The sequence below is a fragment of the Tahibacter soli genome (assembly GCF_025717065.2).
Classification (GTDB): Bacteria; Pseudomonadota; Gammaproteobacteria; order Xanthomonadales; family Rhodanobacteraceae; genus Tahibacter; species Tahibacter soli.
The window spans coordinates 424,657-444,553 of the sequence record NZ_JAOVZO020000019.1 but is presented as its reverse complement, the minus strand read 5'-3'; the positions used below and the strand labels follow the sequence as shown (position 1 = coordinate 444,553).

Sequence of the window (19,897 nt, the reverse complement as noted above, 5' to 3'; positions counted from 1 at the left end):
TTGTCGTTTGGCTTTAGACAGAGCGTTCCGCTCGCCTGCCGGCGAGCGTCTTACTTTCTTTGTGTGGACAAAGAAAGTAAGCAAAGAAAACCACCCCAACCGCCGCGCCCCTCCGGGCATCCTGCCCTGCGGGGACCGCAAGCGCCCGGCGGGGTCCGCCGATGGTCCATCCATGGACCACGACGGACGACGCACGTCCGTGTGCGTCCCCTGTCGGGCCTGATCGCCGGGCACTTGCTCGCGGCAGATGGGGCCCCGGGGAAAGCGGGCGGCTTCCTGCCGCCAGAAGCAACGGCAACAGCAACGGCAACAGCAAGAAGCGGCGATCCCTACGTTCGTCATCCCAGCGCAAGCTGGGATCCAGCCTTTGCTGTTGTTCTTGACGCCCCAAAAGCTGGATTCCAGCTTTCGCTGGAATGACGAGCTAAGGAATCGCCGAGCATCGGCTGTTGTTTCTGGCGGCAGGAAGCCGCCCGCTTTACCCGGGGCCCCGTCGGACGCGGCGAGATTGCGGAGGAAAAGCCCGCGCAGCGGGTGCGCGCAGGGATGCGCGCAGTTCGTTGACGGGCCATGGATGGCCCATCAACGAACCCCGGAGCGATCTCGCGGAGTTTGCGGGCATGGATGCCCGCAAACCGCGGCCGTCGGGGTGCCCTTGGAGGGTGCAGGGAGGGATTGGGCAAGCAATCTCTCCCTGCCCGCTCGCGGCAGCGAGCGGAACGCTGTGTTCAACGCGAGGCGATCACAAAAAAAGTAAGACGCTCGCCGGCAGCGAGCGGAACGCTCTGTTCAACGCGAGGCGATCACAAAGAAAGTAAGACGCTCGCCGGCAGCGAGCGGAACGCTTTGTCTAAAGCCAAGTCTTGGCTACGAAGCAGCCGTCAACGAACAAATACCAACGCGGTGCGGTCAATACGAAACCCCCACCCGCCGCAACACCTTGGCAGCCAGCCAAACCGGCCCGATCAAGAGATAAGCCAGATCGGTCAGAAACGAAGGCCGCTTCCCCTCGATCTGATGCCCGACGAACTGCGCCACCCAGGCAGCAACGAACACCCCGACCGCGAGCCACAACAACCCGCCGGCACCGAGCGCCCGATACAGCCCCTCGGTCACGAACCCGAACACCACGAACACCGCCAACATCGCGAACGCGAGCGTCCGCGACAGCCGCATGTAGAACGCGAACGCGAGGAACATCGCGACGCCGGCCCACAGCCCCGGCCGCCCGAGCGACGACGGCACCGGAACGACCCACAGAAGCGCGATCACCGTCCACAGGATCAGCGGCACGCAGATCCAATGAATCAGGATGTTCGTCGGATTGCGATGGTCTTCCGCGTAGTTGCCGAGCCAGCGATCGATCTCGCGGCGCTCGTCGTGACGGCTCTCCGGGGATACGGCGTTCATGGCGGACTCCGCGCTCTTCCAAACGGGCGTTTAGCTTAGCGCGAACGCCGCCGTATGGAGCACTCGCTGTAAAAAAGTGTAGGTATGAGCGGTCCGTCTCAGTCGATCGCGATGCCCGCGAGCCGGCGCAGCGCCTCGGCGTATTTCGCGGCGGTGCCGGCGATCACGTCGGCCGGAACGCGCGGGCCGGGCGCTTTCTTGTTCCAGTCGAGCGTTTCGAGATAGTCGCGCACGAACTGCTTGTCGTAGCTCGGCGGGCTGATGCCGACGCGGTATTCGTCGGCCGGCCAGAAGCGCGACGAATCGGGCGTCAGCATCTCGTCCATGACGTACAGCTTGCCGTCGGCGTCGGTGCCGAACTCGAATTTCGTGTCGGCGATGATGATGCCGCGCTCCGCGGCGAACGTCGCGGCCCACGTGTAGATCGCGAGCGTCGCGGCGCGCACCTGCTCGGCGAGGTCCGCGCCGACGAGTTCCACGACGCGGTCGAAGCCGATGTTTTCGTCGTGGTCGCCGACCGCCGCCTTCGTCGACGGCGTGAAGATCGGCTGCGGCAGCCGCTCGGCCTGGCGCAGGCCGGCCGGCAGCGCGATGCCGCACAGCTGTCCGGTCGCCTGGTAGTCCTTCCAGCCCGAACCGATGAGATAGCCGCGCGCGATCGCCTCGACCGGCACGGGTTTCAGCCGCTTGGTGATCACGCTGCGGCGCGCGTACAGGCTCGCGTCCGCGCCGGCCGGCAGCACGTCGGCGACGTTCTTGCCGGTCAGGTGGTTCGGCACGAGATGCGCGGTCCGGCCGAACCAGAAGTTCGAGATCTGGCACAGCATTTCGCCCTTGCCCGGAATCGGGTCGGGCAGCACGACGTCGAACGCCGACAGGCGATCGCTCGCGACGATCAAAAGTTCGGCGTCGGACAGCGCGTAGACGTCGCGCACCTTGCCGCGGTGGATCAGGTCAAGGCCAGGCAGATTCGATTCGAGCAGGGTAGTGGGCACGGGGCAGGCTCCGGACGAAGGCGCGCATTGTAACGGGCCGCATTCATCAAGACCCATGGGGCAGGACGCGGCCCGCCCGGGCCGGTAAAATGCGCTTCGACCTCAACCGCCGACGCGAGCCTCCGGTTTGCGACGGCCGACCAGCGAATCCCAGATCCCGCCCATGCGTTTTCTCGTTATCGCCGCGCTGGCGACGTTTTGTTCGATCGCCGCCGCGACGGCGCGTGCCGAATCGGCCGCCAGGCCGGCGCGTCTGGGCCTGTGCGCCGCGTGCCACGGCGAGGACGGCGTCGCCCGCATGAAGGCGACGCCGCATCTGGCGGGCCAGGATCTCGACTATCTCAAGCTCGCCCTCGCCGCGTACCGCAGCGGCGCGCGCGACGTGCCGGTCATGCGCGCCGCGGTCGGCGCGCTGACGCAGGCCGAGCTCGACGAGCTCGCGGTCTGGTACGCCGCGCAGGCGCGCGTCCCATGAACTGGATCGGCACCGCGATCGGTGCGTTCGTGGGACTCATCGTCACGCGCAGCTTTCTCGGCATGTGCCTGGGGGCGCTGTTCGGCCGTGCGGTCGAGGCGATGCTGATCGGCACCCGGCCGGTGCGGCGCGCGCCGAACTTTCTCGATCCGCTGTTCGGCCTGATCGGCGCGATGGCGAAGGCCGACGGCCGCGTGTCGGACGAGGAAATCGCCGCGACCGAGCGCCTGATGCAGCGCATGTGCCTGGAGCCGGCGCAGCGGCGCGAGGCGATCGCTCGGTTCAACGCCGGCAAGACGCCCGGATTCGCGCTGAACGCGGCGATCGCCGACCTGCGCGCGTGGTGCGACGGACGCCGCGACCACGCCTACATCCTCATCGACGTGCTGCTCGACGTGGTCTACGCCGGCGACAACGCCGACGCGCGGCTCGCCGTGCTGCGCAAGCTGACGCTCAATCTCGGCATCGACGATCGCGAACTCGCCGCGCTCGCGGCGATGCGCGGCGAGGCCTGGCACGGCCGCGCCTGGCACGGCGCGAATCCGGGCCGCCACGCGCCGCCGCCGCCGCCCGGAAATGCCGGTCCCGACCCGTACACCGTGCTCGGCGTCGCGCCGAACGCCGACGAGCGCACGGTCAAGCACGCCTATCGCAAGCTCATGAGCGAGCACCATCCCGACAAGCTCGGCGACGTGCCCGAAGTGCTGCGCCGCCGCGCCGAGGAGCGCGCGCGCGAAATCAACGCCGCCTACGAGCGCATCAAAAGCGCCCGCAAGTTCAAGTAAGACCCACAAGGAACCGCCATGCCCCGCCAGTCGACCGCGATCGCCCCGTCCATCCTCTCCGCGAATTTCGCGCGGCTCGGCGAGGAGGTCGACAACGTGCTCGCGGCCGGCGCCGACTGGGTGCATTTCGACGTGATGGACAACCACTACGTGCCGAACCTGACGATCGGCCCGCTCGTCTGCGAGGCGCTGCGCAAGCACGGCGTGACCGCGCCGATCGACGTGCACCTGATGGTCAAACCCGTCGACCGCATCGTGCCCGACTTCGCCAAGGCCGGCGCGACGTACATTTCGTTCCACCCCGAGGCGTCCGACCACGTCGACCGCACGATCCAGCTGATCCGCTCGCTCGGTTGCAAGCCGGGCCTCGTCTTCAATCCGGCGACGCCGCTGTCGTATCTCGACTACACGCTCGATCAGCTCGACCTCGTGCTGATCATGTCGGTCAACCCCGGCTTCGGCGGGCAGAGCTTCATTCCGTCGGCGCTGGACAAGCTCGCACGCGTACGCGAGATGATCGACCGCGGCGGGCGCGAGGTGCGCCTCGAAATCGACGGCGGCGTGAAGCCCGACAACATCGGCGAGATCGCCGCGGCCGGCGCCGACACGTTCGTCGCGGGTTCGGCGATCTTCGGCAAGCCCGACTACGCCGGCATCGTGCGCGCGATGAAGGACGCCGTGGACAAGGCTACGTCGCGCTCGGCCTGACGCAACGATCAACCCCGCGTTCGCGGGGCTGTCGCCCGCCGCGCGGCGCGCGAGGATTCCCGGCATTCGCCGGGGGAATGCCATGCGCCGCGCCTTTCTCGTTCTCGTTGCCTTCGTCTCGCTGTGCGCGATCTCCACCGCGTCGGCCGCGGGCTTGCGCCTGACGATCTGGCCGACGCCGCCGGTCTTCTCCGGCACGGCGTACTCCTTCGGCGTCTACATCGAGAAGGAGGATCGCAACGACGGCATCGTGCACACCGCGCCTTTCACGTTTCGCACGACGCTGCCGGCCGGCGTCGCGTACACGGGCTGGAACGGCAACTGGACGTGCTCGACGCCGCCGAACGACCTTCGCGACGTCACCTGCGTCTACAACACGAGCCTCGACTTCTGGAACCCGGGTTCGGGCTCGCTGCAGATCAACGCGACCGTCTCGCCGACGGTCACGCCGGGCCCCGTCGCGATCGTCGGCACGTTGCAGAACGCGCAGGTGCCGCTGCCGCCGAATCCGGCTTGCGCGGCGAGTCCGTCGACGACCGGCTGCGCGAGTTCGGCGACGAACTACGTCGCCTCGCAGGTGCGCATCAACGACTGGGGCTACACGAACGGCACCGTCACGAACGGGCCGGTCGCCGTGTGGACCGGCGCGCCGTTCGAAGCCGGCACGCAGAACCTCATCGTCATCGGCACGACGAATACCGGCTACGGGCAGACGAACACGCCGGTGACGCTCGACGTGACGCTGCCCGACGGCCTGTCGTACGCGGGCATCGTCGCGGCGAATCCGGGGTTCACCTGTGCGCCGCTGTCGCCGCCGACGCGCGTGCGCTGCACGACGCCGTATTTCTACGACACGCTCTACGCGTTCCTGTCGATGCGGGTCGACGTTGCGACGAACGTGGCGGTGCCGGGGCCGCTCTTCGTGCACGCGGCGATCGGAAACGACGTGCAGGCCGCGCCGGCCGACTGCGTCGCCACGCCGCTGCAGACCGGTTGCGGGCGCCTGCAGATCTCCACCCGCACGCCGCGCGTCGCGACGATCGTCGGCGATTCGATCACGCACACGCCGGCGACGTTCGTGCTCGGGCAGGAGCCCGGGCCGATCGTCGTGTCGTACCGCAACGTCGGCGAGGCGACGTCGGGCCAGATGACGTTCTGGACGCAGCTGCCGCCGTATTTCGAGTTCATCGGCACGTTCGCGTCGAACCCGGCCGCGACCTGCGCGGCGCAGGGCACGATCGCGGCCGGGCACGTCGTGCGCTGCACGGTCGCGGCGGTCGGCGCCGCACCGTTCGGCGACGGCTACGTCAGCCTGCGCGTGTTCGCGCACCGGCAGGCCGCGTCGCCGGGACCGCTGCCGGTCGTCGCGGCGTTCGATCTGGCCAATCCGTCGAGTGCGGCGATGCTGGCGTCGTGCGTGGCAAATCCGGCGCAGGCGTTCTGCGCGCACGATGCGATCCCGACGCTGTTCCGCTGCGCGATGCAGTTCGAAGACGGCGTGTTCTGCGACGGCTTCCAGCCGTTCGTGCGGCCGCCGGCCGCCCGCGCCGACGAAAGTCCGCGCTGACGAAAGTCGGCGTTGACGCCGCGGCGGTGCGGCCGGCATAACGGGGCGCGGCGTTGATACGCCGTAGACGCGGAGTTGACGCGGTGTGAATGCCCCGGACGGGCGCAGGCCGGAACACTGACGGCTCGCACTACACCTGGGGAATGCGTATGAAGCTGTTGCGTGTTGTGGAATGGGCCGGCGCCGCCGCCGTCGGCGCGCTGGCCTGGCTCTCGCCGGCCGCGGCGCAGTCGCCGCCGCCGTTGCCGAACCCGGACCTCGGGCTCGTCGTCGCCGGCACCGTCAGCGCGGTCGCGCGCCAGGCCGACGGCGGCCTCGTCATCGGCGGCAACTTCACGCTCGTCGACGGCCAGCCGCGCGGCAATATCGCGCGCATCCGGCCCGACGGCACGCTCGATCCGAACTGGCACCCCCAGGTTGCGAACACGATCAACGCGCTCGCGGTGAACCCCGCGAGCGGCGCCGTCTACATCGGCGGCTTCCTCACGGCCGTCGACGGCGTGCCGCGCAGCCGTCTCGCCAGGCTCGACGGCGCGACCGGTGCGCTCGACGCGGGCTGGGATCCCGCGCCGAACAGCACGGTCAACGCGCTTGCCGTAGACCCCGTATCCGGTGCGGTGTTCGCCGGCGGCGCGTTCGCGTCGTTCGGCACGCCGGCCGTCGCGCGCGTCGGCATCGCGAAGATCGACGGCGCTACCGGCGCGCTCGACGCGACGTGGACGCCGGCCGCGTCGAATTTCAGTTCGGTCAACGCGATCGTGCTGTCATCGACCGGCGCGGTGTACGCGGGCGGCACGTTCACGGCGTTCACCGGCGCCGGTGCGCCGGCGTCGACGCCGCGCAACTACCTCGCCAAGCTCGACGCGACCAGCGGCGCGCTCGACGCCGACTGGAACCCGACCGCGAGCGCGTCGGTGTCGGCGCTCGCGCTCGATGCCGCAACCGGCGACGTCTACGCCGGCGGCAATTTCACGACGATCGGCGTGCCGGCCGTCGCGCGGCAACGACTGGCGAAGATCGCCGGCGGCGGCATCGGCGCGATCGACGCGACGTTCAGCGCGGCGGCCGCAAGCTCGGTCTACGCGCTCGCGCTCGATCCGGCCGCGAACAAGCTCTACGTCGGCGGCGCATTCACCACGCTCACCGGCAGCGGCGACCCGGCCGCGACGCCGCGCCTGCGCCTGGGCAAGCTCGACGCGATCACCGGCGCGCTCGACGCGGCCTGGAACCCGGCCGCGAGCGGCAACGTCAACGCGCTCGTGTCCGTCGGCGCGAACACGATCGTCGCCGGTGGCAATTTCGGCACGATCGGCACGACGACGCGCCTGTCGCTCGCCGCGCTCGCGACCGCCGACGGCGCGCTCGCCGCCAGCGTCGACGTGGGCACGCGCGGCACGGTCGCGACGATCGCGCGCCAGTCGAACGGCGGCTTCATCGTCGGCGGCAACTTCCTCAAGGCTGGCAACGCGCCGCGCACACACCTGCTGCGCCTCAATCCCGACGGCACGCTCGATCCAAACTTCAAGCCGCTGCTGTCGGGCAACGTGTCGAACGTCGCGATCGGCGCCGGCGACGCGGTGTATCCCACCGGCTTCTTCACGACGATCGACGGCGTCGCGCGCGGCAACATCGCCAGGCTCGACGCGGCCGGCACGGTCGATCCGAACTGGAGCACGACGCTGAGCGGCCCCGCGGCGACGATGGCCGAAAACGGTGGCTGGCTCTACATCGGCGGTACGTTCACGACGATCGGCGGCGCGAACCACGCGCGGCTCGCCAGGCTGGACGCGGCGACCGCCGCGCGCGACGCGGCATGGATGCCGTCGCCGACGGGGCCGGTCAACGCGATCGCGATCGACGCCGCGAACGGCATGCTGTTCGCCGGAGGCGGTTTCCAGGCGGTCGGCGGGCAGAACCGCGCGTACCTCGCCAAGCTCGATCTCGCGACCGGCACGGCGACCGCGTGGAACCCGATCGTCAACTCGTCGGTGACGTCGATCGCGCTGTCGAACGGCGCGCTCTATGCCGGCGGCGCGTTCGTCACCGCAACCGTCGGCGGCACCGCCGGCGTCGCGCGCAGCAAGCTGATCAAGATCGACGCGGCGACCGGCGACGTCGACGCGGCGTGGAATCCCGGCTCCAGCACGAACGTGGTCGCGCTCGCGGCCGACGGGAATGCGCTGTACGTCTCGGCCGGTTCCGGCACGGTCGGCGGACAGACCCGCGCCTATCTGTCGAAGATCGACGCGAACGGCTCGGCGAACGCGTTGTGGAATCCGTCGCCGAATGCACAAGTCAACGCGTTCGCATTCGGCGCCGGCGGCGCGGTCTTCGTCGGCGGCCAGTTCACGGCGGTCGGCGGTGCGCCGCGCCTCGTACTCGCGGCGCTGCCGAACGGCGTGCCGTCGACGACGACGATCGACACGGTGCTGCCGGCGACGACCGTCGTCGGCGAAAGCTACGACGTCGCCGTCAGCGTGTCCGTGCCCGGCGCAACGGCGAGCGGCAATGTCGCGGTCGACGACGGCAACGGCGCGACGTGCACGGCGACATTGACGAACGGCGCGGGCAGCTGCACGCTCGTTTCGACCGCGGCCGGCACGCGCACGATCACGGCGAGCCACACGTCGCCCGACTATCTGCCGAGCAGCGCGACGGCGACGCACGTCGTCGAACGCGCGTCGACGACGACGGCATTTGGCGCTGCGACGCCGACGACGGCCGTCTACGGCGACGCGGTCGCCGCCGGCTTCGCGCTGTCCGTCAACGCGCCCGGGGCGGGCACGCCGGGTGGCGACGTCGGCGTTACCGTGGACGGTGCCGCGGGTTGCACCGCACCGGTCGCCGCAGGGGCGTGCACGCTCGCCGCGTCGTCGCTGACGGCCGGCACGCACGCGCTCGTCGCGGCCTATGCCGGCGACGCGAACTTCACGGCGAGCGCGAGCGCGTCGCAGATGCTCACGATCGCGAAGGCGCCGACGACGACGACGCTCGTCGGCGCGACGCCGGCAACGACCGGCCAGCCGGTGACGGTCGGCTACGCCGTCGCCGGTGCGGGTGCGGTTACGGGCGATGTGAGCGTCATCGCGAGCAGCGGCGAAACCTGCACCGCGACGGTCGCGTCGGGACAGTGCGCGATCACGTTCGCGACGGCCGGCGCGCGCACGCTGACCGCGACGTATACCGGCGACGCCAACCACGACGGCAGCACGTCGGCGGCGCTCCCGGTCGCGGTCGGCGACGCGGAAGTGTGGGTCGAAGGGCAGAAGCTGACGCCGAGCGACGGCACGAACGGCGGCTACTTCGGTACGTCGGCGGCCGTGCGCGGCGACGTCGCGCTGGTCGGTTCGCCGAACATGCGCATCAACGGCGTCGACCAGCGCGGCGCGGTCTATGTGTTCAAGCGCATCAACGGCACGTGGACGCAGGCCCAGAAGCTGCTCTCGTCGGACGGTACGGCCCAGCAGCACTTCGGCAGCGCCATCGCTATCGAAGGCGATACCGCGTTGATCGGCGCCGAAGGCTCGACCGTCAGCAACGCGGCCGGCGCCGGCGCGGTCTACGTGTTCACCGAAGCGGACGGCACCTGGACGCAGACGCAGAAACTCGTCGCGAGCGATCCCTATCCCGGCGCCAATTTCGGCCGCATTTCGATGAGCGGCGACCGCGCGGCGATCGGCGCCGGCGGCGCACCTTACCTCGGCCATAACTACCAGGGCGCGGTCTACGTCTTCACGCGCACGAACGGCACGTGGGCGCAGACGCAGAAGCTCGTCGCGGCCGACGGCGCGACGCTCGACTACTTCGGCGCCAACGTCGCGATCGACGGCGGCACGATCGCTGTCGCCTCGAATGGCGCGGACATCGCAGGCGTCGCCAATCGCGGCGCCGTGTACGTGTATACCGAATCGACGCCCGGCCAGTGGAGCCTCGCGCAGAAGCTGACCGCGAGCGACGGCGTCGCCGACTCCCGGCTCGGCAGCGCGGTCGCGCTCTCGGGCGCAAATCTGCTCGTCGGCACGTCGAGTACGAGGGTCGCCGGTCTCGCCGCCGCCGGCGCGGCGTACATGTTCACGTCGACGGACGGCGTCTGGAGCGAAACGCAGAAGCTGGTCTCGCCGAACCTGGGCGCGTACTACAACTTCGGCTACCGGGCGATGCTGCGCGGCGACACCGGATTCATCGGCGAGCCGTATGCGACCGTCGGCGGCGCGGCGCAGCGCGGCGCGGTGCACGCGATTCGCAAACAGGGCGCGCAGTGGAGCATCACGAGCACCATCACGGCGAGCGACGGCGTATTCAACAACTGGTTCGGCTGGGCGATCGGCTGGGACGGGAGCACGGCGGTGATCGGCGCGATGGGCGTGAACTACATGCCGAACGCGTATCAGGGCGCGGTGTATTTCTTCCGGCCCGACTCGCTGTTCGACGACGGGTTCGAATGAGTCGTGGGTAGTGTCGAGAGAAACCCGCGCGGCGCGAGCCGCGCGGGTTTTTCGTTTACGACCTGGGTACGGGTTCTTTCGTGAGTTCCGGCGGAATCGCGCGTTCGCCGGCGAGTGCGCGCGCACGTTCGAGCGCCGTGCGCCATGCCGGCGCGAGGCCGCTCGCGTGGTACAGCGCGAGCTGCACGAGCGCGGCCGCGTAGTTCTGCTGCACCCATGGCGACACGCGTTCGGCGACGGCGCTCGCGCGCGCGAGTTCGCCGCGTTCGAGCAGGTAGCCCGCATATGCCGCGCACGCCTCGATCACGTCGGCCGGGATGTGCGAGGCCTCGGCCGCGGCGACCGCCTCGGCATATGCCGACGTCGCCGCGTCGGCGGTGCCGGCGGCGCGCGCGATCTCGGCCTGTGCCAGCGCGAGATACATCGGTGCCGGCGGCACGAGGTCGTCGTCGGACGCCTTGCGCAGGCCGTCGAGTTCGCGCTGCGCGGCGGCCAGATCGCCGTTGCGCGCGTAGGCACCGACGAGCACGTAGCGCGTCTGCGTGCGAAAGCGCGGAAACAGCTGCTCGGCATGTTGCTTGAGCACCGGCGCGGCGAGCTCGGTCGCGCGCCGCGGATCGCCGTCGGCGAACGCCTGCCGCGCGTCGATCGCGCCGACGGCCGCGGCGGCCGTCGCATCGGTCTGCGCGGCCGCGCGCACGAGGTTGAGCACCTCGTCGGCCGTGCGCAGCGCGCCGCGCTCGCGCAGCAGATGCACGAGCGAAAGACGGCCGCTGTTCTGGTCGCTGGGGTCGTTCATCAGCGGAATCAGCGCCTCGATGCGGCGCGCGTTCGCCTGCGCGCCGGCGACGTCGACGAGGCCGGTCTGCACGTTGGCGAGGTTCACTCGCGTCATGAGTTCCATGTTGTACACGTGGAAAGATTCAAAACGCTCGGCCGCGCGCGCGAGCGACACGGCCGCGTCGGCGTAGCGGCCGCGGTTGAAATTGAGCGCGCCGAGGTTCGAGTCGGCCAGCACGAGGTGGATGCTGTCGCCGGCGAGCTCCAGCGCGACGCGCGCTTCGGCGAAGTCGGCCATCGCGTCGTCGAAACGGCGCTGCGCGTTGCGCGACACGGCGCGGCCGTTGTACGCGATGCCGCGTTCGCGAGGATGTTCGCGGTCGAGCAGCCCGAGCGCGTCGCCGAACAGCTGTTCGGCGTCGGCGTAGCGCTCGCGCTTGAACGCGACGGCGCCGAGCCCGTTGAGCGCGCGGGCGCGCATCGTGCGGTCGGCCTCGGGGGACACGTCGGCGGCGATCTGCCGGAACGCCGCTTCGGCCGTATCGAGGCGGCCCCCTTCGTAGTCGATGCGGGCGAGCTGGAAGCGCAGGTCGGGCCGCGCGAGCGCTTCCGCGCCGGCGCTTTCGAGCAGCTGCCTCGCCTGATCGAGCTGGCCCGACAGCACCGCGGCGTCGACCTGCGTCAGCAGCATCGCGAGATCGGCGCCGTCGCCGGTGCCGCCCGCGGGCGGGCGGTAGCCGAGCGCGCGCGCGAGTTCGTCGGCCGCGACGCGTGCGGCGTCGAGCACGTCGGTGCCTTCGCCGTGCACGGAGATCGGCGGCGTCGCGCCGAGCGGCGTCGTCAGCGACATGCGCCAGCCCTGCGCGGTGCGCCGCGCGCGCGGCTCGACGGCGACCGTCGCGCGCGTCGCGCGCAGCATCGCGCCGATGTCGGTCGTGCCGGGCGCGGCGCCGAGGCGGCCGGCGAGCATCACCACGTTGTCGCTCGGCACGACGCGCAGACCCGCGGCATGCAGCCGGTCAGCGACGAGATCCATCGCGCCGAGCCGTATCCACGCGGGACTGTCGCCGACGCCTTCGACGACGACCGGCAGCACGAGCGCCGACGCCTGCGACGCGGCGATCGTCGGCGTCGCGGGCGCGGTGGCGGTCGGACGCTCGCGCCAGACGACATACGCGGCGAGCGGCGCGACCACGAGAGCGGCCGCGATCGCGGCGACGAGCGTGCGTCGACGGCGCGGCGGCGCGACAGGCGCGAGCGGCGACGCTTCGACGGGCGTCGCCGCGACGGGAACCGCGATCGCGACGGCGGTCGGCATCGGCGGCTCGACGACGTCGACCTTCGCGACCCAGTGGTAGCCGAAGCCCTGCACCGTGCGGACGGTGGTCTGTTCCTTGCCGGTATCGTCGAGGCTGCGGCGCGCCTGCAGGATCGTCTGTCCGAGCACGCCGTCGGTGATGTCGACCTTGCCCCAGACCGCCGAGATCAGCTCGTCGCGGCCGACCGCGCGATCGCGATGCTCGATGAGATACACGATGCAGTCGAACACCTTCGGCCGCAGCGCGACGCCGTCTTCGCCTTTCCATAGCCTGCGCGTTGCGGGATCGACGCGAAATTCGCCGAAGCGGTACGAGGGGGCCGACATGGAAAGATCATACGTCGCGAGCATTCAAAAAGCCCCCATGCGGCAAAAGACGTCCGCTCGGACGCCGCACAAACGCCGACGAGGCGGTGCGGCCGCCTCGTCGGTAGTGCAAACAATGGTGTCCGGGCGCGTCAGCGAATCGTGATCGGCGCCCCGCTCGCGTCGTAGCGATAGCCCACGAGCGTCGCCGGCAGGCCGACCGGTCCCTGCGTGATGAACCGCGCGTAGCCGTAGTTGATCTGGTTCGTCGCGGTGTTGCGGAAGCGGAAGCCGATATAGCCGTCGACGCCGCCGGCGGCGCGCCACTGTTCCGCGCCGATCTGCGACGCGACTGCCGAGAACGTCGACTGCGGGCCGATCGTCTCGCCGCGCTGCATGACGACGAACGTCATCGTGCCGGGCAGCACGACGCTGCCGTAGTCTTCGCGCGGCTCCTTGAGCGGATGGTTGATCGCGGCGATCGAGCCCTGCGCGTTCGTGTACGTCCAGATGTTGAAGTGGTAGTTGCCGTAGAAGCAGTCGTTCGTCTGGTTGCACAGCGCGCCGGTCTGCCAGTTCACGGCGCCGCCCGACGGCAGCAGCGGGAACACGTAGTTGAGATTGTCGACCGCGACGATGTTCGTCATGTCGGCCGCTTCGAGGCCGTCGCCGAAGACGGCGTCGCGCGGTCGCGTGCCGAGGACGGTGACGGAGAGGTGAGCCGGCGGCGCCTGCGACGCGGCCTCGGTCAGCGTCAGCGCGCCCGATGCGGCCGCGGCGAGCGCGTTGCCGACGCCGAGCTTCACGGTGACCGTGATCGTCTGGGAGCCGCCGGCCGGCAGCGTGAACGTCGACGGCGTCGTCTCGGCCGTGACGCCGTCGGTGTCGCTCGCGAACGTCGCGTTCCACGTCGACGCACTCGCGAGCGTCGACGTCACCGTACGCGTGAACATGCACGTCGGCGAGCAGTTGCGGTTGCGCAGCGACGGCAGGTTCAGCGCGTCGAGCGCCACGCCGCGCACCGACGGGTTCGCCGCGACGAAGTTGTCGTAGGTCTCTTCCATCACGAGGCCGGCGCGGACCGCGGCGGCGACGTCGACGAGGCCGCTGCCGATCTGGTCGACCTTCGAGGCGCTGACGCCGTCTTCCTGAAAGCCGCCGCTCCGGGCCGTCATCTGCAGCGCCGACTTGACCGCCATCGGGCTCCACGCCGGATGCGCCGCGCGCACGAGCAATGCCGCGCCGGCGACGTGCGGGCTCGCCATCGAGGTGCCGCTTATCTCGCCGTACTGGCCGTTGCCGGGCGTCTGCGCGGCGTAGATGCCGACGCCGGGCGCGGACACGTCGGGCTTGGTCAGGCCGCGGTAGTACTCGATCGTCGGCCCGCGCTGGCTGAAGTCGGCGAGGCGGTTGCCCTGGCGATGGGTGAGGTCGAACGATGCGGCGGCGCCGGCGTTGTCGTTCGCGTACGCGGCCAGCGCGTCGCCGACGGCCACGCTCGAAATGCTATAGGCCGGAATGTTCGCGGCACCGGCCGTGTCCATCGTCAGGACGCCGGACTGGTTGTTGCCGATGACCACCGCGACCGCGCCGGCGTTGGCCGCGTTCGTGATTTTCTCGCCGAACGTGCAGGTGCCGCGACGCAGCACCGCAATCGCGCCCTGCAGCGCGTTCGCGGCGATGCCGCCGTCGGCGGTGCAGCCGATCGGGTTCGCGGAATAGGTCTTGAGCGGCAGGTTGCTCATGTCGTTCGCGGGCGGCGTTGTGCTGCCCGGCTTGACCGCGATGTCAGCGAGGCTCGCCGGCTGCGTCGGCGCGACGACGGTCAGCGCCGGCAGCGCGACCGCGTCGTGCGTGACGGCCGCGACGGTGGTCATCCACGGACCGATGTGGTTGACCTTGCCGACCGGGTCGGGCTCGTCCAAGCTGGTATTGCCCGCGGCGGCGACGACCAGCACGCCGGCATTGACGAGGTCGAGGAACTCGAGGTCGATGTCCCCCATGCTCCAGGGCGTCCTGCCGCCGGAGATCGAGTAGTTGGCGACGTCGATGTCGCCGTCGACCACGATGTTCTCGATCGCCGCCAGAATCGCCGAGCCGTTGCACGTCGAGCTGTCGCAGACCTTGTACGTGCGCACGCTGGCGCAAGGCGCGACGCCGGACATCTGCGTATACGGCGCCGGCAGCACCGGCGCGGGCGTCGCCGCGAGAGTGACCGTGTTGCCGGCCGCCGTGCTCGCCGTGTGCACGCCGTGGCCGGTGTTGTAGTCCTCGGGTATCGAGCCGTTGCAGACGCCGTTGTCCGACGTCATGCAGTCGCGATAGCTCTTGAGCTTCGGATCGGCCGCGTTGAAGCCGCACGACCCGTCGTTCGCGAACGACGGGTGCGTCGGGTTCGCGCCGCTGTCGATGACGCCGACGACGGTGCCGCGGCCGCGCCGCACGGGATCGCTCGGTGCGGTGTTCCACACCGTGCCCGCGCCGATGAACGTCGGACCGCGGTACGTGGCGAGCGGATAGATCGGTTCGGCCTCGACCGACACGACGCCCGGCAGCGCGGCGACCGCGGCCGCCTCGGCGTCGGTCAGCGCGAGCGCGATGCCGCTGTGCGTCATCTGGTACGTGTGCGCGAGATCGACCGCACGGCCGAGGCGCGCGGCGATGTCGGCGCGATGCTGCGCCTGCGTGCCGCCGAGCCAGGCGCGGTACGCGGCGACGTCGGGCGCGTTCGCGTCGAAGCGCCGGTTCGCGGCAGGCGCGGTCGGGCGCAGCGCGCCGGTGCCGCCGCGGTAGGCGAGGGCGCCCGGCTCGGCGAAGCGCACGAGGCGCATCGCCGCCGTGTCGGCGGCGCGCGCGGTCGAAACGGCGCCTGCGGCGAGGCAGGCGGCGATCAGGGAAGCCAGAGCGGTGTTGCGAACGATGGGTGCCATGAAGGATCTCTCGGGGCGGCCGGCGGACGGATACCACCCGTGTTACGGTGGTGCCGTAGCGTCGTGCCGCGCCTCATCATGGCGCATTCATTCCACGTCAATGGGACGTCTACTCCGCGTCAACACGAATGTTCACGCGGTTTTCGAGCGGGATCGCAGGCCTACACCACGCACCAGCTCGGATCGTCGGCGGCCGTGCCGCGCTTGCGGCGGGGACCGGGCCGCGCCGGGTCGTTCAGCGGCAGCGGCGTCACGAGCGCTTCGGCGCCGAGCCAGTAGCCGTCTTCGTAGGAGGCCGGTCCCTCGTCGACGTAGCGCAGCGGTTCGCGGTAGTCCGCGGCGGCCGCATCGTCGAAGATCTGAAAGTCGGCAGGCAGGCAAACGTCCATCGTCTTGGCTCCGTAGTGTTGGCGGTGCCCCGGCAGGTCAGGCCTGCAAGGCGGCGACGAGGAAGCCGAGCACGAGCGCGCCGATCGCGAAAATCACACGCAGCGGTTCGAAGCCGGCCTTGAGTTCGGCGTTCGGTTCGGGGCGGTCGGCGGCGTTCATTCGGGTACCTCGTCGTTTCAGGGCAGCGTCAGTAGAGCGTTCGCGAGCGGCGGCGCGATGTTCGTTTGCGACGTTGTACCGACCATTTCTGGCATTTGTCTGGCAATCGGCACGCCGCCGTTGCGGCGCGGCGGGCGCGTGCCTACAGTCGCGTCACCTCAAGCACCGGGTGTACCCATGCCACGCAGCATCGCCATCGTCGAAGACGAACCGCTGATCCGCGCGAACTACGTCGAGGCGCTGACGCGCTTCGGCTACGAAGTGCGCGGCTACGCGTCGCGCCCGGAGGCCGAAGCGGCGTTCGCGATGCGCCTGCCCGAACTCGTGATCATCGACGTCGGCCTCGGCGACGAGCCCGAAGGCGGTTTCGACCTCTGCCGCGGCCTGCGCGCGCGCGCGCAGACCCTGCCGATCCTGTTCCTGACCGCGCGCGATTCCGACCTCGACGTGATCTCGGGCCTGCGCCTGGGCGCCGACGACTATCTGACCAAGGACGTCTCGCTGCACCAGCTCGCCGCGCGCATCAACGCGCTGTTTCGCCGCATCGAGGCGCTGCGCAAGCCGGCCGAGACCGAGAGCGCGATCGAGCACGGCCCGCTCAAGCTCGAGCAGGAGCGCATGCGCGTGACCTGGAACGGCGAGGAAGTGCCGCTGACCGTGACCGAGTTCTGGATGGTGCACACGATGGTGCGCTTTCCGGGACACGTGAAGAATCGCGACCAGCTCATGCGCGAGGCGCAGGTCGTCGTCGACGACGCGACGATCACCTCGCACATCAAGCGCATCCGCAAGAAATTCCTCGCGATCGACGCGGCGTTCGACGGCGTCGAAACCGTGCACGGCGTCGGCTATCGCTGGAAGCCGTGAGCCTGCGTCGAAAATTGCTGCTCGTCGCGCTGACGATGCTGGCCCTGCCGTGGGCCGGCTGGCAGTTCGTGCGGCAGATGGAAGTGCTGCTGCGGCAAGGCCAGGAGCAGACGCTGATCGCCTCGGGCAAGGCGCTTGCGCGCAGCCTCGCGGCGATCGGCGCCGAACTGCCGCCGCTCGGCGCGACGCTGTACGTGCACGCGCTCGACGTGCCGGTGCAGATCGACGGCTACGGCGACGAGTGGGCGGCGCTGCGCGCCTACGCGCAGAACCTCGGGCCGGCGCAGGATGCGCAAAAGTTGAAAGTGCTGCTCGGCGCCGACGCGCAATGGCTCAACCTCATGATCGACGTGCGCGACACGACGCGCCGGCGCGCCGACGCGCACGATCCCGACGCCGACCGCGCCGATCATCTGACCCTGACGCTCGCGCGCGACGGCGCGACGCGGCGCTACCTCATCGCGAGCGCCGCGCCGGGCAGCTTCGACGCGCTCGCGCTCGGCGCCGACGGCGGCGGCCTGCCGCTGACGCTGTCGGGCGAGTGGCAGGAAGACGCCGCCGGCTACCACGTCGAGCTGCGGCTGCCCGTCGCGCAGATGCCCGAACGCATGTCGCTCGGCGTGTTCGACGCGGGCAATCCGGCCGGCAGCACGACGCCGGAAACGCTGCCGCTGCTGCGCTATTCGGCGAATCTCGCGCGCGAACTGGGCCAGTTCGCGCCCGATGCGACGCGCACGCGCCTCGTCAGCGCCGACGGCTGGCTGCTGGCCGAGCACGGCCGCATCGCAGGCGCGCCGGCGCAGCCGCAGGCCGAGCCGTCGCTGTTCGCGCGCTGGACGTATCGCTGGCTGATCGCGCCGTCGCTGACCGGCAGCGCGGCGCTCGCCGCGAGCATGCCGCGCATCGACGCGGCCGAACTGTGGCAGGCCCTGTCGGGCGTGCCGGCCGCGACCTGGCGCGCCGGCCTGACGCCGGGCGACGTCGTGCTCGTGGCGACCGTGCCGTTGACGCTGCGCGGCGAAACGCGCGGCGCGCTCGTCGTGGAGCAGTCGAACGCGGCGCTCGCGCTGACGACCGATGCGGCATTGAAGCGCCTCGGCGCGATCAGCCTCGGCGTGCTCGTGCTCGCCGGCGGCGTGCTGTTCGCGTTCGCGACGTGGCTGTCGGTGCGCATCCGGCGCCTGCGCGACGCGGCCGAGCGCGCGCTCGCGGCCGACGGCCGCGTCGAAGGCCGCATGCCGCTGACCGCGGCGACCGACGAACTGGGCGACCTCGCGCGCAGCTTCCAGCAGCTGCTCGACGCGATCGGCGCATACACCGACTACCTGCGCACGCTCGCGTCGAAGCTCTCGCACGAGCTGCACACGCCGCTCGCGATCGTCAAATCGTCGCTCGACAACCTCGAACAGCAGCCGATTCCCGGCAGCGCGCGCGCCTACGTCGCGCGTGCGCGCGACGGCACCGAGCGCCTCGTCGCGATCGTGCGCGCGATGAGCGAGGCGAGCCGCATGGAGCGCGCGATCGCGTCGGCCGACGCCGAAGACTTCAATCTTTCCGACGTCGTGCGCGGCTGCGCCGAGTCGTACCGCGCGCTCGCCGTGCCGCGCACCGTGCAGTGCGACGTGCCGGCGCAGCCGGTGCCGTTCCACGGCGCGCCGGAACTGATCGCGCAGGCGCTCGACAAGCTTTTCGACAATGCGCGTTCGTTCACGCCGGAATCGGGCTGGATCGCGCTGCGCCTGACGGTGGTCGAGGATGGCGTCGAAATCGGCGTCGCGAACCAGGGCCCGCCGCTGCCGGCGACGATGCAGGGCCGGCTGTTCGATTCGCTCGTCAGCCTGCGCGAAGGCGGCGGCCGCGGCGGCGAGACGCCGCACCTGGGCCTCGGCCTGTATGTCGTGCGGCTCGTAGCCGAACGTCACGGCGGCGCGGCGTCGGCGCACAACCTGCCGGGCCGCGACGGCGTCGAATTCGTGCTGCGGCTCGCCGGAATGCCGCGGGAAACGGCGCTGCGCGGTCGATGAAAAAACGTTTCGTTGACGATGTACGAAGACCGTAGTAGAACGGGCGGCACCGTCGACCGACGAAGGGTGCCGCCATGCGTTTTCGTATCGCAAGCCTGCTGTTCGGAGCCGTTCTCGCCGCCTTCGCCGGCATCGGCCACGCCGCCTACGACGGCGACGAGTTCGCGTCGGTCCGCACGCGCGGCGTGCGCGGCGACTATTTCCTCGCGCTCGGCATGCGCGAATTCCAGCGCGGCAACTACGCCTCGGCGAAGGATCGCTGGGAAGTCGCCGCGTACTGGGGCCAGAAAGTCGCGCAGTACAATCTGGGATTGATGTACTACAAGGGCGTCGGCGTGCCGGTGGATCGTCCGCGCGGCGTCGCGTGGATCGCGCTGTCGTCCGAACGCGGCGAGCCGGCGCTGCGCGACGCGCTCGCCCGCACGTACGCAACGCTCGCGCCCGACGAGGTCGAGCGCGCCAACGCGCTGTGGAACGACGAGCTCAAGCCGCGCTACGGCGACAAGGTCGCCATGCCGCGCGCGCTGTCGCTGTGGCGCGCCGATCACGTCATGACGACCGGCTCGCACACGGGGCACGTGATCGGCCCGCTCGCCGTCAACAACGGCAGCGGCATCGACGAGGACGGCATGCAGCGTCAGAAGCGCCTCGCCGAAAGCGGCGAGCCGTTCGGCAATCCGATCTATCCGCGCGTCGAGGTCGGCGACCTGATGTCGCTCGACGCCGCGAAACCGTAGC

14 protein-coding genes are annotated in these 19,897 nt (G+C 70.4%); 8 read left to right on the top strand and 6 right to left on the bottom strand.

Annotated elements, in window-relative coordinates; genetic code table 11:
• Window positions 1-909: 909 nt before the first annotated feature.
• A complete protein-coding gene (locus OD750_RS20975) occupies window positions 910-1,410 on the bottom strand; it encodes an Mpo1 family 2-hydroxy fatty acid dioxygenase (protein WP_263540740.1) in 501 nt (166 codons plus the stop codon).
• A gap of 98 nt (window positions 1,411-1,508) precedes the next feature.
• Window positions 1,509-2,405: a phosphoribosylaminoimidazolesuccinocarboxamide synthase gene (locus tag OD750_RS20970; RefSeq protein WP_263540741.1), complete on the bottom strand. Its 897-nt coding sequence runs from the start codon at window positions 2,403-2,405 to the stop codon at window positions 1,509-1,511.
• Window positions 2,406-2,568: 163 nt separating this feature from the next.
• Here OD750_RS20970 and OD750_RS20965 point away from each other — a divergent pair, with 163 nt between their 5' ends.
• The 5 genes from OD750_RS20965 to OD750_RS20945 all read left to right on the top strand — a co-directional run bounded on the left by OD750_RS20965 (window position 2,569) and on the right by OD750_RS20945 (window position 10,385).
• Entirely contained in the window at window positions 2,569-2,880 is a 312-nt protein-coding gene (locus OD750_RS20965) for a c-type cytochrome (protein WP_263540742.1), read from the top strand.
• On the top strand, window positions 2,877-3,665 hold the full coding sequence (gene djlA / locus OD750_RS20960; RefSeq protein ID WP_263540743.1) for a co-chaperone DjlA: 789 nt from the start codon (window positions 2,877-2,879) through the stop codon (window positions 3,663-3,665). Before OD750_RS20965 ends, djlA begins: the two co-directional genes overlap by 4 nt.
• 18 nt (window positions 3,666-3,683) lie before the next feature.
• Window positions 3,684-4,373: a ribulose-phosphate 3-epimerase gene (gene rpe / locus OD750_RS20955; protein WP_263540744.1), complete on the top strand. Its 690-nt coding sequence runs from the start codon at window positions 3,684-3,686 to the stop codon at window positions 4,371-4,373.
• Between the two features lie 82 nt (window positions 4,374-4,455).
• Window positions 4,456-5,940 carry a hypothetical protein gene (locus OD750_RS20950; protein ID WP_263540745.1) on the top strand — a complete coding sequence of 495 codons (1,485 nt, stop codon included), beginning with the start codon at window positions 4,456-4,458 and terminating at the stop codon, window positions 5,938-5,940.
• Window positions 5,941-6,089: 149 nt separating this feature from the next.
• The gene (locus tag OD750_RS20945) at window positions 6,090-10,385 is read left to right on the top strand and encodes an Ig-like domain repeat protein (protein WP_263540746.1); all 4,296 of its coding nucleotides are present in this window, start codon (window positions 6,090-6,092) and stop codon (window positions 10,383-10,385) included.
• Window positions 10,386-10,440: 55 nt separating this feature from the next.
• On the opposite strand, the gene OD750_RS20940 is transcribed toward OD750_RS20945, so the two are convergent.
• From OD750_RS20940 to OD750_RS20925, 4 genes are all read right to left on the bottom strand, one after another.
• Window positions 10,441-12,810, bottom strand: coding sequence for a winged helix-turn-helix domain-containing protein (locus OD750_RS20940; RefSeq protein WP_263540747.1), 2,370 nt, complete (start codon window positions 12,808-12,810; stop codon window positions 10,441-10,443).
• A gap of 131 nt (window positions 12,811-12,941) precedes the next feature.
• On the bottom strand, window positions 12,942-15,719 hold the full coding sequence (locus tag OD750_RS20935) for a S8 family serine peptidase (RefSeq protein ID WP_272842103.1): 2,778 nt from the start codon (window positions 15,717-15,719) through the stop codon (window positions 12,942-12,944).
• A gap of 161 nt (window positions 15,720-15,880) precedes the next feature.
• On the bottom strand, window positions 15,881-16,108 hold the full coding sequence (locus OD750_RS20930; protein WP_263540748.1) for a hypothetical protein: 228 nt from the start codon (window positions 16,106-16,108) through the stop codon (window positions 15,881-15,883).
• Between the two features lie 37 nt (window positions 16,109-16,145).
• Window positions 16,146-16,268 carry a hypothetical protein gene (locus OD750_RS20925; RefSeq protein WP_263540749.1) on the bottom strand — a complete coding sequence of 41 codons (123 nt, stop codon included), beginning with the start codon at window positions 16,266-16,268 and terminating at the stop codon, window positions 16,146-16,148.
• A gap of 177 nt (window positions 16,269-16,445) precedes the next feature.
• On the opposite strand from OD750_RS20925, the gene pdsR reads away from it, so the two are divergent.
• The 3 genes from pdsR to OD750_RS20910 all read left to right on the top strand — a co-directional run bounded on the left by pdsR (window position 16,446) and on the right by OD750_RS20910 (window position 19,896).
• Window positions 16,446-17,135 carry a proteobacterial dedicated sortase system response regulator gene (pdsR, locus tag OD750_RS20920; RefSeq protein WP_263540750.1) on the top strand — a complete coding sequence of 230 codons (690 nt, stop codon included), beginning with the start codon at window positions 16,446-16,448 and terminating at the stop codon, window positions 17,133-17,135.
• Window positions 17,132-19,159, top strand: a complete 2,028-nt coding sequence (locus tag OD750_RS20915) for an ATP-binding protein (protein ID WP_263540751.1) — start codon at window positions 17,132-17,134, stop codon at window positions 19,157-19,159. The genes pdsR and OD750_RS20915 overlap by 4 nt, the downstream gene beginning before the upstream one ends.
• A 74-nt stretch (window positions 19,160-19,233) precedes the next feature.
• On the top strand, window positions 19,234-19,896 hold the full coding sequence (locus tag OD750_RS20910; protein ID WP_263540752.1) for an SEL1-like repeat protein: 663 nt from the start codon (window positions 19,234-19,236) through the stop codon (window positions 19,894-19,896).
• The last annotated feature ends 1 nt before the right edge of the window (window position 19,897 follow it).

Excerpts from the sequence above, each read along its gene's own strand:
- pdsR (WP_263540750.1), top strand. The coding sequence starts at position 16,446 with ATGCCACGCAGCATCGCCATCGTCGAAGACGAACCGCTGATCCGCGCG.
- OD750_RS20965 (WP_263540742.1), top strand. The coding sequence starts at position 2,569 with ATGCGTTTTCTCGTTATCGCCGCGCTGGCGACGTTTTGTTCGATCGCC.
- OD750_RS20930 (WP_263540748.1), bottom strand. The coding sequence starts at position 16,108 with ATGGACGTTTGCCTGCCTGCCGACTTTCAGATCTTCGACGATGCGGCC.
- OD750_RS20940 (WP_263540747.1), bottom strand. The coding sequence starts at position 12,810 with ATGTCGGCCCCCTCGTACCGCTTCGGCGAATTTCGCGTCGATCCCGCA.
- OD750_RS20925 (WP_263540749.1), bottom strand. The coding sequence starts at position 16,268 with ATGAACGCCGCCGACCGCCCCGAACCGAACGCCGAACTCAAGGCCGGC.
- OD750_RS20910 (WP_263540752.1), top strand. The coding sequence starts at position 19,234 with ATGCGTTTTCGTATCGCAAGCCTGCTGTTCGGAGCCGTTCTCGCCGCC.
- OD750_RS20935 (WP_272842103.1), bottom strand. The coding sequence starts at position 15,719 with ATGGCACCCATCGTTCGCAACACCGCTCTGGCTTCCCTGATCGCCGCC.
- rpe (WP_263540744.1), top strand. The coding sequence starts at position 3,684 with ATGCCCCGCCAGTCGACCGCGATCGCCCCGTCCATCCTCTCCGCGAAT.
- djlA (WP_263540743.1), top strand. The coding sequence starts at position 2,877 with ATGAACTGGATCGGCACCGCGATCGGTGCGTTCGTGGGACTCATCGTC.
- OD750_RS20945 (WP_263540746.1), top strand. The coding sequence starts at position 6,090 with ATGAAGCTGTTGCGTGTTGTGGAATGGGCCGGCGCCGCCGCCGTCGGC.
- OD750_RS20975 (WP_263540740.1), bottom strand. The coding sequence starts at position 1,410 with ATGAACGCCGTATCCCCGGAGAGCCGTCACGACGAGCGCCGCGAGATC.
- OD750_RS20950 (WP_263540745.1), top strand. The coding sequence starts at position 4,456 with ATGCGCCGCGCCTTTCTCGTTCTCGTTGCCTTCGTCTCGCTGTGCGCG.